Genomic DNA, 15,126 nt, shown 5'->3' on the forward strand with positions numbered 1-15,126 from the left:
AGTGGAAACGAATTCTTCCAAAAGCCACGTTCACTCCTTATTCGAGACGATCGCTCCGAAATATGATTTCATGAACGATGTAATCAGCTTCCGCCGCCATAAGGCTTGGCGAAAGTTTACGATGAAGAAGATGAACGTAAAGAATGGTCAAACTGCGATTGATATTTGCTGCGGCACATGTGATTGGACGATTGATTTGGCGAATGCGAGTGGACAAGCGGGTATCGTCGGTCTCGATTTTAGTCAGAACATGTTAGACGTTGGAGCCGTGAAAATAAGGAAAAATCAGCTTCAAGATAAGATTAAGCTCGTACAGGGCAATGCAATGAGCCTGCCTTACCCCGATAATTCGTTTGACTTTGCGACGATTGGATTCGGATTACGAAATGTACCCGATTATTTGCAGGTATTAAAAGAGATGGAGCGTGTCGTCAAGCCAGGCGGAAAAGTCGTCTGTCTAGAGCTTTCGAAGCCGACATGGCAGCCGTTTAAAGGGATTTATTATCTATATTTCGAGAAAATAATGCCGATGTTCGGGAAGCTATTCGCTGGTAAACGGAAGGAATATCAGTGGTTGCCAGAATCACTCAAACAATTTCCGGATTCAAAGGAACTTGCGAAGCTTTACGAACAAGCGGGATTAAAGGATACGGACGTCGATCTGTTCTTCGGAGGCATCGCCGCCCTGCATATTGGGACGAAGGGAATGGACTCGAAGTCATGATTCGTAAGCTTCGTATTATTTTGGAAATGATTAAATTCGAACACACGGTATTTGCTCTGCCTTTTGCCTTTCTGGGAGCTATTTTGGGTTCCGTCGCGATGGAAGGCCAGCTGCCATCCTGGAGCGAGATTGGCTGGGTAACGCTCGCCATGTTCGGAGCAAGAAGCGCTGCTATGAGCTTGAATAGGCTTATTGACAGCGCGATTGACAGAGCCAATCCGCGCACGAGCACTCGCGCCATCCCGGCCGGACTGCTCAAATCGGCCGAGGTTGTGCTCTTTATTGTCGTTTCGTTCGCCTTGTTGTTTATCGCGTCTTATAACTTAGCGCCAATTACAATGAAATTGATGCCGATCGCCGTCTTTTTCTTAGTCTTATATTCTTACACGAAACGGTTCACATGGTTGTGTCATATCGTATTAGGTTTGACAATCGGTTTATCACCGTTAGGCGGATGGGTTGCCGTTACGGGAGAGTTCTCAGTCGGAGCATGGCTGTTGTATGTGACGGTGGCACTCTGGATCGCTGGTTTCGATATCATTTATGCAACGCAGGATTACGAATACGACCGCAATGCAGGTCTCCATTCGATTCCGGCACGGTTCGGAATTTCAGGAGCATTGTGGATCGCGCGGGGCCTGCACGTCGTAACTGCGATTGGTTTTGTGTTGCTTTTTGTCATTACGCAGCTTAGCTGGCTATATTTATTTGGTGCGATTCTGTCCGTTACGCTGTTATTTTACCAGCATTATATGGTGCGCCCGCATGATCTTTCTCGTGTACAGACAGCGTTCTTTGGGATGAACGGTACGCTAAGCGTTGTGTTATTTGCTTTTGCGTTTGTAGATTTGGTGGTGTTCGGATGATCGGCAAGGATAACATCTCAGCTGGGAAGCAACACAAACGGAGCAGATGGATTGTTGGAATAACGGGAGCGAGCGGCGCTATCTACGGAATCAGGTTAATTGAATCGCTGCTCTCTACCGGGCATGATGTTCATCTGGTCATAACAGAGGCTGGCTGGCGCGTGTTGAAAGAAGAGCTCGGCTGGGAATCCAGCAAACGTTCAGCGGCGCTTGAGCGTCAATTCGGAGAGCCGATCCAAGAAGGGCGACTCGTGTTTTATCCTAACGCAGATATCGGCGCAGCAATCGCGAGCGGTTCTTACCGTGTTGAAGGGATGCTGATTATGCCGTGCTCGATGGGTACATTGTCTTCGATTGCGCATGGCGTATCGGATGACCTTATGACGAGAGCTGCCGATGTCATGCTGAAGGAAGGGCGCAAGCTCCTACTGGTCCCGCGCGAAACGCCGCTTCATGCCATTCATCTGGAAAATATGCTGACACTTGCCAGGTTGGGCGTCAGAATCGTGCCGGCCATGCCAGCTTTTTATTACAAACCACAATCGATGGATGAGATGATCGATTTTCTCGTGGGCAAGGTACTTGACAACATAGACATTGATCATAACTTGTACAGAAGATGGGGAGATGAGCAGCATGTCGAGAGGACGCCGGATATCCGTAGGGAGAATTGATTACGCGAATGCATGGCCGCTCTTTCACGGCTTGGAACAATATACGCGAGACTTATCCTACGAAATCGTATCTTGTGTCCCTTCTGGGCTCAACATGATGTTGCAGGAAGGCAAGCTTGAATTGTCTGCCATTTCTTCATTCTCGTATGGTGCGAATGCTAAAGATTATGTGTTGCTTCCAAACTTGTCGGTAGGTTCAATTGGCCGCGTTCATTCTATTCTCCTGTTTCTGAAGACTCCGATAGAAGAGAAACGACCTGAACGTATTGCAGTGACGACTGCTTCGGCTACTTCCGTTAATTTACTCAAGATCATAATGGCGATGCGTTACGGCTTCGAGCCGGAATATATTCCGGATGAGCCTGATTTGGACTCGATGTTAGAGAAGGCGGATGCAGCGCTTCTAATCGGAGACCCAGCAATTCGTGCATCCAGAGACTGTCATGGTCTGCAAGTGCTGGATCTTGGACAACTCTGGAACGACTGGACCGGTCTTGGTATGACATACGCCGTAGTAGCCGCCAGACGTCAGTGGGTTGAATCAGCACAAGAGAACGTATACGAATTATACGCTGCGATGGTTCGAACCAGGAAAGCAAATGTAGATGACCCAGAGACGATGGTGCAGAAGGCAGTTGAGCAGCTTGGAGGAGCAGAGAGCTACTGGCGTGTCTACTTTCAAGCGCTTAGATACGATTTCGACGAGAAGCTTCAGCGCGGACTTGAACTTTATTTTCAATACGCTGCTGAATTAGGTTTATTGAAGGATGAGGTTAGTCTCCGATTTCTGGAAGAACAAATTCCTCTAAAGGTGAATGAATGAAACTATTAGAACTGTATGCAAAGATGAAAGGTGATCTCAATCAGATTGAACAGGAGCTTGAGCGAAGCGTGACAGATGAACATGCGCTGCTCACCGAAACCTCCACTCATTTGCTTAAGGCAGGCGGCAAACGAATTCGCCCAGTATTCGTCTTGTTGTCAGGCAAGTTCGGTGATTACAAGCTTGAGGTCATGAAACAAATCGCCGTCCCGCTTGAGTTAATTCATATGGCTTCGCTGGTTCATGACGATGTCATAGATGATGCGGAGACAAGAAGAGGCCAGCTCACGGTCAAAGCCAAGTGGGACAATCGGATCGCGATGTACACAGGCGACTACATACACGGTAAGGCTCTAGCCATTGCAACGAGACTCCCGAACCCCGTCATCCATCAGGTGCTGTCCAAAGCGTTAGTTGAGATGTGTATCGGAGAGATGGAGCAAATTCGAGACTTCTTTAATACGGATCAATCCATTCGTAACTACTTGCTGAGGATTAGACGTAAGACTGCACTGCTGATCGCAATCAGTTGCCAGCTCGGGGCAATTGCTTCTGGAGCAGAACGCAGCGTATCCAATGCCCTTTATCGATTCGGTTACAATGTAGGTATGGCGTTCCAGATTCGTGATGATTTGCTCGATTTGTATGGCACGGAGAAACAGATTGGCAAGCCTCCTGGCTCCGATATGAGACAAGGGAATATTACATTGCCGGTTATTCTTGCTCTACGAGATTCTCGGGTACAAGCACCTCTTCTCGCGGAAATTGAATCGATCCGTACGCGGGAGGGCAGAGGAGATACCAAACGCGCTATCGAATTGATTCGCGGAAGCAAGGGCGGAGATCTGGCGGATGCGCTAGCCAACCGCTATATTGCAAAAGCGTTACATGCGCTAGAAGGATTACCGAACATTACGGCGAAAAAGAATTTAATCGACATTGCCCACTTTGTCGGGAAGCGCAATTACTAACCTACAGAAGCAGGAAGGAATGATAGCAGATGGAACAAACATTTCTCATGATTAAACCGGACGGCGTACAACGTGGCCTCATCGGCGAAATCGTTGGACGTTTTGAGAGAAAGGGACTGCAGTTGACCGCTGCCAAGTTCATGGTAGTGTCGCGCGAGCTCGCTGAAAAACATTATGCAGAGCACGAAGGCAAATCGTTTTATGAACCGCTCCTCGCATTTATAACATCAGGACCCGTATTTGCGATGGTATGGAGCGGGGATAACGTTGTTGCACTCACGCGGGCGATGATCGGCAAGACTGATGCGATCGATGCAGCGCCTGGCACCATTCGTTCAGATTTCGCTGTACATACAAACTTTAATTTGATTCATGGTTCGGATTCACCGGCAAGCGCGCAGAGGGAGATTGGTAATTTCTTCTCCGCAGAGGAACTTGTTTCTTTCAAACATCATATTCAAGCGTGGATATAAGGCACGGATCTTATCCTATTTATTCTAATTACCTGGAGGCATCAATGTCTGAAGATCCAGATTTCACGGCCTTTATAACCCAGATCAAACGGAAAACTGATATCGATTTGTCCCAGTACAAGGAAGCACAGATGAAGCGCCGCCTAACAACGTTGCGTATGAAACACGGCTTCACGACATTCGGCGAATATTATCAAGCGCTCGATGGAAATAAATCGTTGCTCAATGAGTTTTTAGATCGGATGACGATTAACGTTTCAGAATTTTGGCGAAATCCTCAGCGATGGGAAGTTCTTCAGAATCGTTTTCTACCAGAAATCGCCCACAATAGCGCCAAGCCGCGCATTTGGAGCGCGGCTTGCTCGACTGGAGAAGAGCCATATACAATTGCCATGATCTTGTCGGAGATGGGTCTTCAATCACGGACATATTTATTGGCTACGGATCTGGACATGGGTGTGCTTCAGAAGGCGCAAGAGGGCATCTACTTAGAAAGATCGCTTCGCGATGTGCCTAAGGAGAACAGAACTCGGTATTTCACTGGCGTAGACGGAGCATACGCGGTGTCCGATACGCTGAAGCGTGCAGTGACGTTTAGGCAAGGCAATCTGTTGTATGATAAATTTGAATCCGGTTTCGATCTCATCGTCTGCCGGAACGTTATGATTTATTTTACTGAGGAAGCCAAACATCAGCTTTATCACAAGTTTGCTGGCGCGCTTAAGCCTGGCGGACTGTTGTTCGTAGGCAGCACAGAACAGATTTTCTCGCCGGCACAATACGGCTTTGAGACTGCGGACACCTTTTTCTATCGCCGTGTTTAACAAGCAGGTATACGACCTTCCATCTTCTCCTATACTAAGTTTATGGAAACAGCTTGGAGGGTGACAGTAGATGGACAAACGTAAGGTAATTGCGGCATATCGTCGTGGTTTTATTACGATTCAGGAATGCGCGCAAATTATTGGAGTCGACAGCAAGCAGATCAATCGGCTTGTGAACGATCCGATATTCATCAATTCGGAGTTGACGCGTCTCGAAGGTCAATCTGTTTAAGCATTTGTGACAGTTCGAAAGAAACTTTAAAAACCGCTTTTGCCAAATGAGGGCAAGGCGGTTTTTTTTTGATGCGTCTACGATCGCCGAGCCGCAAAATTGGTTGAATCATACAAGGATTGGACAAATTTTCAATTTACTTATCGAACGCTTCGACGCGTCAAAGGAATGGGCTGAGATTTCTTGTCAAACCATCACCTCTGTACTATAATGAGCAAAGATGTTGAGGGCGAAGAGGAGTAAGCACTCCTGCCTGAGTTTAGTGATTAGCCGCGGTGAGCTTCAAGCGGATACGTTACGTCAGGCTTACATATAACCATAAGAACGTAATTGAACGTTCGAGTGCTGAAGGAGCGATAACAAATGCGAGAGTTAAAAGTGGAACTTGGCGATCGTTCTTATCCTATCTATATCGGCGAGGGGCTGTTGCAGGATGCAGCCGCTTATTTCCAGAAGCACGGCATTAGCTCGAAATCGCCGCTACTGATTATTACGGACGAGCATGTTGCTCCTTATTATTTGGATCAGCTAGTTGGCGAATTGACAACCGGAGGCTTTAAGGTTTCGTCTGCAGTTGTGCCTGCCGGCGAGAGCTCCAAGTCGCTTAAAATGCTGGAGGAGCTAGTTACAAAAGCACTTGAAGCCGGACTGGATCGCAAATCAGCGATCGTGGCTCTTGGCGGAGGCGTGGTTGGCGATTTGGCTGGTTATGTGGCTGCATCCTTTATGCGCGGTGTGAAGTTTGTGCAGATTCCTACCACTATTCTGGCTCATGACAGCAGTGTAGGCGGCAAAGTGGCAGTGAATCATCCGCTTGCCAAAAATATTATCGGAGCATTCCATCAGCCTGAGTTTGTTCTATATGATCTCAAGACTTTGCAGTCGCTGCCTCCTAGAGATGTGCGAAGCGGCTTATCTGAGGTTGTAAAACATGGTCTCATTTGGGATGCTGAGTTCGTCGAGTGGTGCGACGCAAACGCAGATAAACTGTTGGCACTGGATCCTGAAGCGCTTGGTTATGCCTTGTATATGGGGTGCAGCGTGAAAGCAAACGTCGTCTCACAAGACGAGAGGGAGAACAGCCTGCGCGCAATTCTGAACTTGGGCCATACGATTGGACACGCTCTTGAAGCTGTTGCCGGATATAACGAGCTACAGCATGGGGAGGCCATCTCTATTGGGATGATTGGCTCAGCAAAGCTAGGCGTTCGATATGGTGCGTCAGAGGAAGTGTATACGACAACGAAACGAGTGCTCGAACGTTGCGGACTTCCGGTCGTACTGCCTCAGCACTTGAACGTGGATGCGATCATGTCTGCGATGATGCATGACAAGAAGTTTGCCGAAGGCACCATGGTCTTTGTTGTACCTACGTCGATTGGAAGCGTGGAAATCAAATCGGATGTTTCGGTGTCATGGGTGAGAGAAATTGTAGAAGAATTGAAATTGGAGGTTCAGGGATGAGTGTGCGAGGAATACGGGGAGCAGTTACTGTAGAAGCGAATGAAGCAAAGCTGATTTCGGAAGCAACTTTGGCCATGGTACACGAAATCATGGAAGCGAACCACATTGATCCTGCAGATATTTGCAGCGTGTTAATTACGGTTACGCAAGATCTGGACGACTCGTTCCCAGCGCAAGCAGTAAGACAGTTGCCTGGATGGGAGCTTGTTCCGCTCATGTGCGCGTTAGAGGTGCCTGTTAAGGGCAGCTTGGAGCGTTGCGTGAGATTGATGGTGCTCGTGAATACCGAGAAAACGCAATCGGAGATCCAACATGTTTATTTGGGCGGCGCACAAGCATTACGTCCGGATCTAGCCAAAACGAGAGCCTAGTTCGTTAACTTTGGGTTGACGATCAATTGAGCATGCATTATATTTAACCATAGATAAGTAAAGCGAAGCAGTAAGTAGCCGAGATGAGACGAGAAGAGTTAAGGAAGAGAAGAGCTTAGCGCAATATGTACGACAACACGGTGGTATGGCATAGCCGAACCCATAGGGGCAAGGTATGTCACTTGGTTAATTGTTACCCGAGAGGGTTTATTTGGCCAATCCGTCATTTGTCAGCTAGGTTTCTGATCCCTTCGTTATCATCATAAACTGGCGCTCCTGCTTCCGGCAGGGGCTTTTTTTGTACCCGATAACATAAAGTATTGCCAATTTATTAACGGAGGTCGATCTTGCCATGAATAAAGAACTTAAACAAATTATCCAATTGGCCGGTACGTACAATCTGATCCCGATCGTACGATATGTGTTAGCGGATACCGAGACACCAATCAGGCTGTTCCAGCACTTTGCCAAAGAAGAGCATGCTTTCCTGCTTGAAAGTGTGGAGGGCGGAGCTAAGTGGGCACGCTATTCGTTCATCGGTACTGATCCGTTCTTGCAGCTATATGGAAAACATGGCGAGATGATCATGGAACATAACGGGACCAGAACGGCCCTAAAGGATAAGCCAATCGAGCTGCTGAAAGCGAAGCTTCGGTCATTCCGCAGTCCTGCCTTGCCTGAGCTCCCTCCGTTCACAGGCGGCGCTATTGGATTTTTTGGCTACGACTTACTTCAATATTACGAGAAATTGCCTGCGCATCGCATCGATGATTTGCAAATGAACGACATGCAGTTTATGTTCTGCGATCAGGTGGTCGTGTTTGACCATTTGAAACAGCAGCTCCAAATGGTGGGCAATGTGCATATTCCAGAAGGAGCAACAGATAACGAGATTGCTGAAGTATACACCAAAGCGGTGCGCAAACTCGACGCATTGATTGCTAAACTGCAGCAGCCTCCGAAAACAGGGTTTATGACGCCAGTGGCAGCTTATCCGTCTGATCCCGATCTCGGTAATGTGGAGTCTAATCTGACGAAGGAACAATTTATCGGCAATGTGGAGAAGGCCAAAGAGTATATTCGTTCAGGCGATATTTTCCAAGTCGTGTTATCCCAGAGGTTCAGTATCGATACGGATGTCGACCCGCTGCATGTATATCGAGTGCTGCGGACGATGAATCCATCACCGTATATGTATTACCTGAAGATGGGCGACGAGGTGATCGTAGGAACCTCTCCGGAGGCGCTGGTTAAGGTATCGGATGGGCGGGTAGAGACGAGGCCGATTGCAGGCACGCGACCGCGCGGCGCAACGCCTCAAGAAGATTTGGCGCTGGAGCAGGAGCTTCTAGCAGATGAGAAGGAACGTGCTGAACATTTGATGCTTGTTGACCTCGGTCGTAACGATATCGGCCGTGTCTCGGAGTTTGGTTCCGTGCGATGCGATTCCTTCATGGAAATTGAGCGTTACTCCCATGTGATGCATATCGTTTCCAATGTATCCGGTAAGCTGCACCCGGAAAAGGACTTCTTTGATGCCTTTATCTCTTGTCTGCCTGCAGGAACGGTATCGGGAGCGCCTAAGCTTCGCGCAATGGAAATTATTGCGGAGCTTGAGAACGAAGCGCGCGGCGCATACGCCGGGGCAATCGGATATCTGGGTTTTGGCGGTACAATGGATACGTGCATTACGATTCGTACGATTATATTTAAACACGGCAAGGCGTATGTTCAAAGCGGCGCTGGCATCGTCTGGGACTCCGTACCGGAGAACGAATATATGGAGACCGTCAACAAAGCTAAAGGTATGCTGAAGGCTATCCGAGCAGCTGAAGCGAGCTTCGGGACGGGCATCCAATCCGCCTCAGGAAACGAATTTGCGGGTGCGAAAGTGAATTCGGATTACGAGGTTGCATCGAGAGAGGGGCGGGGGTAGGATGGAGACAACGGTTATCAGCCTGCAGCAAGCATTGACCAAAGTAATCGGCGGCGAGCACCTGTCCCGAAGCGAAGCAAGCAGCATCATGGGGACAATTATGAACGGTGATGCTTCTCCGGCCCAGATCGGCGCGATCGCCACGGCACTCCGAATGAAAGGCGAAACAAAGGACGAAATTACAGGATTTGCTGAGGCTATGCGAAGTTTCGGCAATCATGTACAGGCCGGTCACGGCGAGCTGCTGGATACTTGTGGAACGGGTGGTTCCGGCATTCATAAGTTCAACATTTCGACGGCTTCCTCTATTATTGCCGCGGCTTCTGGTATACGAGTTGCAAAGCATGGCAACCGGGCCATGTCCGGCAAGACGGGAAGTGCAGACGTGCTCGAAGCGTTAGGCGTCCAGATCAGCTTGACTCCTGAACAAGCATCCGTATGCTTAAAGGAGATTGGTATCTGCTTTATGTTTGCGCAATTGTATCATCCATCTTTGAAACATGCGGCGGCTCCGCGCCGTGAATTAGGCATTCGTACGATCTTCAATATGCTTGGCCCATTAACGAACCCTGCAGGCGCGGACAGACAGCTATTAGGGCTGTACGACCGCTCCAAGACGGCAACAATCGCAGAGGTTTTAGGTGAACTGGGTCTAAGTCGTGCATTAGTCGTCAGCAGCCATGATGGACTTGATGAAATTAGTATCTCGGCAGCTACACAAATATCCGAGCTCAAGGATGGAATCGTTACTACTTTTGATCTAGTGCCCGAGGATCTTGGACTTCGACGATATTCGATCAGCGAGGTTAAGGGCGGCGAGCCGGAAGTAAATGCGGGGATCATCCGCGCTATCTTTGACGGCCAAGAAACAGGCGCTTATCGCGATATTGTGCTTGCCAACGCCGGCGCATGCTTATACGTGGGTGGACTTGCATCTTCTATTAAAGTAGGGGTTAGCATCGCGGCGGAAGTGATCGATACCGGAAAAGCCGCAAACAAACTGAAACAGCTTATTCAAATGACAGGAGAGTTGACACATGTTTCTTGATCGAATCGTAACCACCAAAGCGGAAGAAGTGGAGGAGCTGGCTGGACGCTTCTGGTTATCGGATATCGAGCGTCGCATTGCCGATATGGAGCCGTGCCGCGGCTTCGAGCAGGCTCTTAAACGCGGTGTACGGCACCGGGGGCTGGGGCTTATAGCTGAGGTAAAAAAAGCATCTCCATCGAAAGGACTCATTCGCGACGACTTTGAGCCTGCAGGATTGGCTCTATCCTACGAGATGGCAGGTACGGATTGTATCTCTGTGCTAACGGATCAGAAGTACTTCCAGGGCCATAACGATTATCTAACGCTGGTCAAACAAACGGTAAAAGTTCCTTTGCTGCGCAAAGATTTTATTGTTGATTACAGACAAATTTATGAAGCAAGATTGATCGGGGCGGATGCGATTCTGCTTATCGCCGCTATTCTGACAACGGAACAGCTTGCTGAATTTTATGATCTAGCTCGCGCACTCGATATGGACGTCCTGGTGGAGGTGCATGATGCCGAGGAGCTTGAGCGAGTCGTATCCATCGAGAAAGCGACGTTGATCGGCATCAACAATCGGAATTTGAAAACATTCGTAACGGATCTGCGAACAACCGAAACATTGATCAGCGGCATGCCGGCTGGGGTAACGATCATTAGCGAGAGCGGAATTGCCGGACCGGAGGATATAGCTTACTTGCAATCAGTTGGCGCAGAGGGCGTGTTGATCGGTGAACACTTCATGCGCCAAGATAATGTCCAGGCAGCCGTCGAACAATTATTGGGACCCGTATTACGATGAGTACTAGTGTAACTCGAATTAAGATTTGTGGATTAAGGGATATCGGCACAATTGAAGCGATGAACGGACTTCCGTTTCACGAGATAGGTTTCGTATTTGCGCCGAGCAAAAGACAGGTTTCGCGCCAGGAAGCCTCAAGTTTAATAGCTGCGGCTGGTCGGATCAAGGCTGCCGAATGCCTGCCGCCTTCAACGGTTGGTGTTTTCGTTGATATGCCGATTATAGAAATGGAAGAACTATTATCTTCTGTTCCTTTACACATAGTCCAATTACACGGAAGCGAAAGCCCGCAGTATTGTAAGAGGCTGAAAGAGAGTCATCCGAATACGATCATCTGGCGTGTGTTTTCGGTAGGTAAGGATGGTCTTCCACCATCAGAGCAAACCGAAGTTGCCTCCAAGCAAATAAGTGCCTACGAAGGTGCTATCGACGCGATTCTCATTGACGCGCCTGGAGGTGGGACGGGCCAGACTTTTGATTGGCAAGCTATTGAAGTTTATCGAACTGCGGCAGCAAGCTCTGGTTTGCCGTTGTATGTGGCTGGTGGACTGCATGTTGAAAATGTAGGTGAGTTGATCGCAACATTCGGCCCTGACGGCGTAGATGTGTCTAGCGGGGTCGAGAGCGATGGTCGTAAGGATATCGAGAAAATACGAGCTTTTGTGAGAAAGGTGACAGAATCATGATACAGATACCAGACGCAAGCGGCAGGTTCGGCAAGTTCGGCGGCCGGTACGTGCCAGAGACGTTGATGAACGCATTGTTAGAGCTTGAAGAAGCCTATAAACATTATTCGGCAGATCCTGTGTTCCAGGATGAAGTCCGCGAATTGCTTCATCGATATTCGGGAAGACCAACCTCCCTATATTATGCCAAACGTTTGAGTGAGCAACTGGGCGGAGCTAAGGTGTACCTGAAAAGGGAGGATCTTAATCACACAGGCGCTCACAAGATCAACAATACGATTGGTCAAGGTGTGCTTGCCAAACGAATGGGCAAAACCAAAATTATCGCTGAAACAGGCGCGGGGCAACATGGTGTTGCTTCAGCAACTATTGCAGCGCTGCTGGGACTAGAATGTAAAGTGTTTATGGGCGAAGAGGACATGAAACGTCAGCAATTGAACGTCTTCCGCATGAACTTGCTGGGTTCCGAAGTTGTACCCGTTACCTCGGGAACAAAAACGCTGAAGGACGCTTGTAACGAAACGCTTCGTTACTGGGTCAGCCATGTGAATGATACGTACTATATCCTTGGTTCCGTAACTGGTCCACATCCATACCCGATGATGGTGCGCGACTTCCAACGGATCATCGGCGATGAAGCACGCGATCAAATCCTGAGAGCTGAAGGCAGACTGCCGGATTACGTTGTAGCGGCTGTTGGCGGCGGCAGCAACGCAATGGGCATTTTCTACCCGTTCGTAAATGATGATTCCGTTAAATTGTTAGGCGTGGAGGCAGCAGGAAGAGGCGTTCATACCGAAGAACATGCGGCGACGATGACGAAGGGACGTCATGGTGTTTTCCAGGGTTCACTGAGCTACGTTCTTCAAGACGATCATGGGCAAGTATTGCCTGCGCACTCGATCTCTGCGGGCTTGGATTATCCTGGTATTGGTCCGGAGCATGCATACCTTAAGGATTCGGGACGTGCCGAATATGTTCCGATTACCGATGCGGAAGCGCTGGACGCGTTGCAATTGTTGTCTCGTACCGAAGGAATTATACCAGCGCTTGAGTCGGCTCACGCCATTGCCCAAACACTGAAACTTGCTCCGACGCTTGATAAGGACAAAGTTATCGTAGTCAGCTTGTCCGGCCGCGGTGACAAAGACGTAGAAGCTATTATGGGGTATCTGGGAGGCCAAAACAATGAATCTCATTGATACGAAATTCGCCAGTCTGAAGGCGGAAGGTCGTTCAGCACTTATCCCGTTTATAACGGTTGGAGACCCTGATCTAGATACGACAATTGCATTACTGCAGGAGCTGGAGAGATCCGGCGCCGATATGATTGAGCTCGGAGTTCCATATTCCGATCCGCTCGCAGACGGTCCAGTAATCCAGCGAGCTTCGGAGCGGGCATTGCAGGGTACAGTAACGTTGGGTGATTGTGTTGGTATTGCTGAGCTGGCGCGACAAGCTGGCGTTTCGATTCCTTTGATCTTATTTACTTACTTTAATCCTGTCTTACAGTTCGGATTGGATGCGTTCTTCGAGCTTGTCCGGAGTAAAGGAATCAGTGGACTTATCATCCCGGATTTGCCAATCGAAGAGGATGAGGAAGTGCGCGAACGGGCGGAGCAAGCGGATATTCATTTGATTCCACTCGTTGCTCCAACTTCAAAGGACCGTGTAAAGCGGATCGCAAGTAAAGCAAAAGGTTTTGTTTATTGTGTATCTTCTCTTGGCGTAACTGGAGAACGGGCTGAATTCCATAGCAATATCGATCAATTCTTAGCTACGGTCAAAGAAGCAACCGATCAACCGATCTGTATCGGGTTCGGTATCTCTAGCCGGGAGCAAGTCGAACGGTTCGAGCAGATTTGTGATGGTGTTGTCGTAGGAAGCGCAATCGTCAGACAGATCGAGGAGCAGCTTCCGCTTCTGCGCGACATGGATACAAGATCGCAAGGCTTACGTAAAGTCGGTCAATTCGTCGCATCCTTGAAGGGTTAATACGAACTGTTAAGACAAGGCTTAAAATAATGCAGCGAGCCTCTCCGCAAAGGGGAGGCTCTTTGAATTTGCAAAACTACTTTAAATCAATAAAGAGATATGAGACAATACAAAATAGCTATTGTGATATTGAATCTATTGAAGGGGTGAACGACGACATGCAGCCCAAAAGCAACATCGTCCATCTTCCCGTGTATCAGCCGGGGAAACCGATTGAAGACGTGAAAAGAGAATTAGGCTTGAGTGAAGTCATCAAGCTTGCTTCCAACGAAAATCCGAGCGGTTGTTCGGAGCTGGCCAAGGAGGCCGTCATCCAGAGCTTGTCGCTTACGCATATATATCCGGATGGTGCCAGTGTAGAGTTGACGGCATTATTAGCGGAGAAACTGTCAGTAGAAACGAACCAAATTATCTTTGGTGCAGGTTCGAGCGACATCATCCTGATGACTGCTCGCGCGTTTCTAGCTCCAGGAGACGAGACGATCATGGCTGACGAGACCTTCTCCCAATACAAACATAACGCGGAAGTGGAGAATGCAAGAATTGTTGAAGTTCCGCTAAAGGATGGTCGTCACGACTTGCCGGCAATGCTGGCCAAAGTGACATCGCGCACGAAAGTATTGTGGATCTGCAACCCAAACAATCCAACAGGGACGATCGTATCTCATGAAGAGTTGTCAGCATTCATGAAGGCAGTGCCGACCGAAGTACTTGTCGTTCTGGATGAGGCATATGGTGAGTACGTGTATGACGACTCGTATAGTAATGGTGTATCCATGTTACGCGAGCATCGGAACTTGTTAGTTCTTCGTACGTTCTCTAAAATTTATGGACTCGCTTCGCTGCGGATCGGATACGGGATTGGCCATCCGGACGTGATCCGCTATATTAATCAGGTACGCGAACCGTTTAACACAAGTCGTGCCGCTCAAGGCGCAGCAAAAGCGTCTCTTCAAGACGATACATTCTTGCAGTCCTGCCGTGAATCTAATGCGGCCGGCATACGATATCTGCAAGCGCATTTCGATCGAATGGGACTTCGTTACTTCCCTTCTTTCGGTAACTTCATTATGGTTGATGTGAAACGTCCTTCTCCAGAAGTGTTTGACGCTTTGTTGCGGCGAGGTGTTATCGTGAGAGCACGCTGGACCTATTACCCGACATATATTCGGGTGAGCGTGGGTACACAAGCGGAGAACGAGTCATTTATCACTAAGCTTGAACAAGTCATGCAGGAAGTGACGGTGTAAAT

17 protein-coding genes are annotated in these 15,126 nt (G+C 48.7%); all 17 read left to right on the forward strand.

Annotation, left to right across the window (positions count from 1 at the left end):
• The first annotated feature begins 1 nt into the window (after nucleotide 1).
• The 17 genes from ACX1C1_RS18510 (at nucleotide 2) to hisC (ending at nucleotide 15,124) form a co-directional block, all read left to right on the forward strand.
• A complete protein-coding gene (locus tag ACX1C1_RS18510) occupies nucleotides 2-724 on the forward strand; it encodes a demethylmenaquinone methyltransferase (RefSeq protein WP_458953654.1) in 723 nt (240 codons plus the stop codon).
• Nucleotides 721-1,590, forward strand: a complete 870-nt coding sequence (locus ACX1C1_RS18515) for a UbiA-like polyprenyltransferase (protein WP_458953655.1) — start codon at nucleotides 721-723, stop codon at nucleotides 1,588-1,590. Before ACX1C1_RS18510 ends, ACX1C1_RS18515 begins: the two co-directional genes overlap by 4 nt.
• Entirely contained in the window at nucleotides 1,587-2,264 is a 678-nt protein-coding gene (locus ACX1C1_RS18520) for a UbiX family flavin prenyltransferase (protein ID WP_458953656.1), read from the forward strand. Before ACX1C1_RS18515 ends, ACX1C1_RS18520 begins: the two co-directional genes overlap by 4 nt.
• Nucleotides 2,227-3,087: a menaquinone biosynthesis protein gene (locus tag ACX1C1_RS18525; RefSeq protein ID WP_458953657.1), complete on the forward strand. Its 861-nt coding sequence runs from the start codon at nucleotides 2,227-2,229 to the stop codon at nucleotides 3,085-3,087. Before ACX1C1_RS18520 ends, ACX1C1_RS18525 begins: the two co-directional genes overlap by 38 nt.
• Nucleotides 3,084-4,058, forward strand: a complete 975-nt coding sequence (locus ACX1C1_RS18530; protein ID WP_458953658.1) for a polyprenyl synthetase family protein — start codon at nucleotides 3,084-3,086, stop codon at nucleotides 4,056-4,058. Before ACX1C1_RS18525 ends, ACX1C1_RS18530 begins: the two co-directional genes overlap by 4 nt.
• Nucleotides 4,059-4,087: 29 nt before the next feature.
• The gene (ndk, locus tag ACX1C1_RS18535; protein WP_458953659.1) at nucleotides 4,088-4,531 is read left to right on the forward strand and encodes a nucleoside-diphosphate kinase; all 444 of its coding nucleotides are present in this window, start codon (nucleotides 4,088-4,090) and stop codon (nucleotides 4,529-4,531) included.
• Between the two features lie 44 nt (nucleotides 4,532-4,575).
• Nucleotides 4,576-5,355 carry a CheR family methyltransferase gene (locus ACX1C1_RS18540; protein ID WP_458953660.1) on the forward strand — a complete coding sequence of 260 codons (780 nt, stop codon included), beginning with the start codon at nucleotides 4,576-4,578 and terminating at the stop codon, nucleotides 5,353-5,355.
• 70 nt (nucleotides 5,356-5,425) lie between these two features.
• Complete coding sequence (locus tag ACX1C1_RS18545; RefSeq protein WP_458953661.1) at nucleotides 5,426-5,587, forward strand: hypothetical protein; 162 nt, start codon at nucleotides 5,426-5,428, stop codon at nucleotides 5,585-5,587.
• A gap of 363 nt (nucleotides 5,588-5,950) precedes the next feature.
• The gene (gene aroB, locus ACX1C1_RS18550) at nucleotides 5,951-7,051 is read left to right on the forward strand and encodes a 3-dehydroquinate synthase (protein WP_458953662.1); all 1,101 of its coding nucleotides are present in this window, start codon (nucleotides 5,951-5,953) and stop codon (nucleotides 7,049-7,051) included.
• Nucleotides 7,048-7,422: a chorismate mutase gene (gene aroH / locus ACX1C1_RS18555; protein WP_458953663.1), complete on the forward strand. Its 375-nt coding sequence runs from the start codon at nucleotides 7,048-7,050 to the stop codon at nucleotides 7,420-7,422. Before aroB ends, aroH begins: the two co-directional genes overlap by 4 nt.
• Before the next feature lie 352 nt (nucleotides 7,423-7,774).
• Nucleotides 7,775-9,358: an anthranilate synthase component I gene (gene trpE / locus ACX1C1_RS18560; protein WP_458953664.1), complete on the forward strand. Its 1,584-nt coding sequence runs from the start codon at nucleotides 7,775-7,777 to the stop codon at nucleotides 9,356-9,358.
• 1 nt (nucleotide 9,359) lies between these two features.
• A complete protein-coding gene (trpD, locus tag ACX1C1_RS18565; protein WP_458953665.1) occupies nucleotides 9,360-10,406 on the forward strand; it encodes an anthranilate phosphoribosyltransferase in 1,047 nt (348 codons plus the stop codon).
• On the forward strand, nucleotides 10,396-11,193 hold the full coding sequence (trpC, locus tag ACX1C1_RS18570) for an indole-3-glycerol phosphate synthase TrpC (protein WP_458953666.1): 798 nt from the start codon (nucleotides 10,396-10,398) through the stop codon (nucleotides 11,191-11,193). Before trpD ends, trpC begins: the two co-directional genes overlap by 11 nt.
• Nucleotides 11,190-11,879, forward strand: coding sequence for a phosphoribosylanthranilate isomerase (locus ACX1C1_RS18575; RefSeq protein WP_458953667.1), 690 nt, complete (start codon nucleotides 11,190-11,192; stop codon nucleotides 11,877-11,879). The genes trpC and ACX1C1_RS18575 overlap by 4 nt, the downstream gene beginning before the upstream one ends.
• Nucleotides 11,876-13,081: a tryptophan synthase subunit beta gene (trpB, locus tag ACX1C1_RS18580; protein WP_458953668.1), complete on the forward strand. Its 1,206-nt coding sequence runs from the start codon at nucleotides 11,876-11,878 to the stop codon at nucleotides 13,079-13,081. The genes ACX1C1_RS18575 and trpB overlap by 4 nt, the downstream gene beginning before the upstream one ends.
• Nucleotides 13,068-13,874 carry a tryptophan synthase subunit alpha gene (gene trpA, locus ACX1C1_RS18585; protein WP_458953669.1) on the forward strand — a complete coding sequence of 269 codons (807 nt, stop codon included), beginning with the start codon at nucleotides 13,068-13,070 and terminating at the stop codon, nucleotides 13,872-13,874. The genes trpB and trpA overlap by 14 nt, the downstream gene beginning before the upstream one ends.
• A 158-nt stretch (nucleotides 13,875-14,032) precedes the next feature.
• Nucleotides 14,033-15,124 (forward strand): histidinol-phosphate transaminase, encoded by a 1,092-nt coding sequence (gene hisC / locus ACX1C1_RS18590; RefSeq protein ID WP_458953670.1) that lies wholly within the window; start codon nucleotides 14,033-14,035, stop codon nucleotides 15,122-15,124.
• The last annotated feature ends 2 nt before the right edge of the window (nucleotides 15,125-15,126 follow it).

The sequence above is a fragment of the Paenibacillus sp. strain BS8-2 genome, assembly GCF_054483835.1.

Bases quoted from the DNA above. Each gene is read 5' to 3' on its own strand.
- aroH (WP_458953663.1), top strand. From the start codon at position 7,048: ATGAGTGTGCGAGGAATACGGGGAGCAGTTACTGTAGAAGCGAATGAA.
- ndk (WP_458953659.1), top strand. From the start codon at position 4,088: ATGGAACAAACATTTCTCATGATTAAACCGGACGGCGTACAACGTGGC.
- trpC (WP_458953666.1), top strand. From the start codon at position 10,396: ATGTTTCTTGATCGAATCGTAACCACCAAAGCGGAAGAAGTGGAGGAG.
- ACX1C1_RS18520 (WP_458953656.1), top strand. From the start codon at position 1,587: ATGATCGGCAAGGATAACATCTCAGCTGGGAAGCAACACAAACGGAGC.
- trpE (WP_458953664.1), top strand. From the start codon at position 7,775: ATGAATAAAGAACTTAAACAAATTATCCAATTGGCCGGTACGTACAAT.
- trpB (WP_458953668.1), top strand. From the start codon at position 11,876: ATGATACAGATACCAGACGCAAGCGGCAGGTTCGGCAAGTTCGGCGGC.
- trpD (WP_458953665.1), top strand. From the start codon at position 9,360: ATGGAGACAACGGTTATCAGCCTGCAGCAAGCATTGACCAAAGTAATC.
- ACX1C1_RS18540 (WP_458953660.1), top strand. From the start codon at position 4,576: ATGTCTGAAGATCCAGATTTCACGGCCTTTATAACCCAGATCAAACGG.
- trpA (WP_458953669.1), top strand. From the start codon at position 13,068: ATGAATCTCATTGATACGAAATTCGCCAGTCTGAAGGCGGAAGGTCGT.
- ACX1C1_RS18530 (WP_458953658.1), top strand. From the start codon at position 3,084: ATGAAACTATTAGAACTGTATGCAAAGATGAAAGGTGATCTCAATCAG.
- ACX1C1_RS18515 (WP_458953655.1), top strand. From the start codon at position 721: ATGATTCGTAAGCTTCGTATTATTTTGGAAATGATTAAATTCGAACAC.
- hisC (WP_458953670.1), top strand. From the start codon at position 14,033: ATGCAGCCCAAAAGCAACATCGTCCATCTTCCCGTGTATCAGCCGGGG.
- ACX1C1_RS18525 (WP_458953657.1), top strand. From the start codon at position 2,227: ATGTCGAGAGGACGCCGGATATCCGTAGGGAGAATTGATTACGCGAAT.
- aroB (WP_458953662.1), top strand. From the start codon at position 5,951: ATGCGAGAGTTAAAAGTGGAACTTGGCGATCGTTCTTATCCTATCTAT.
- ACX1C1_RS18545 (WP_458953661.1), top strand. From the start codon at position 5,426: ATGGACAAACGTAAGGTAATTGCGGCATATCGTCGTGGTTTTATTACG.
- ACX1C1_RS18575 (WP_458953667.1), top strand. From the start codon at position 11,190: ATGAGTACTAGTGTAACTCGAATTAAGATTTGTGGATTAAGGGATATC.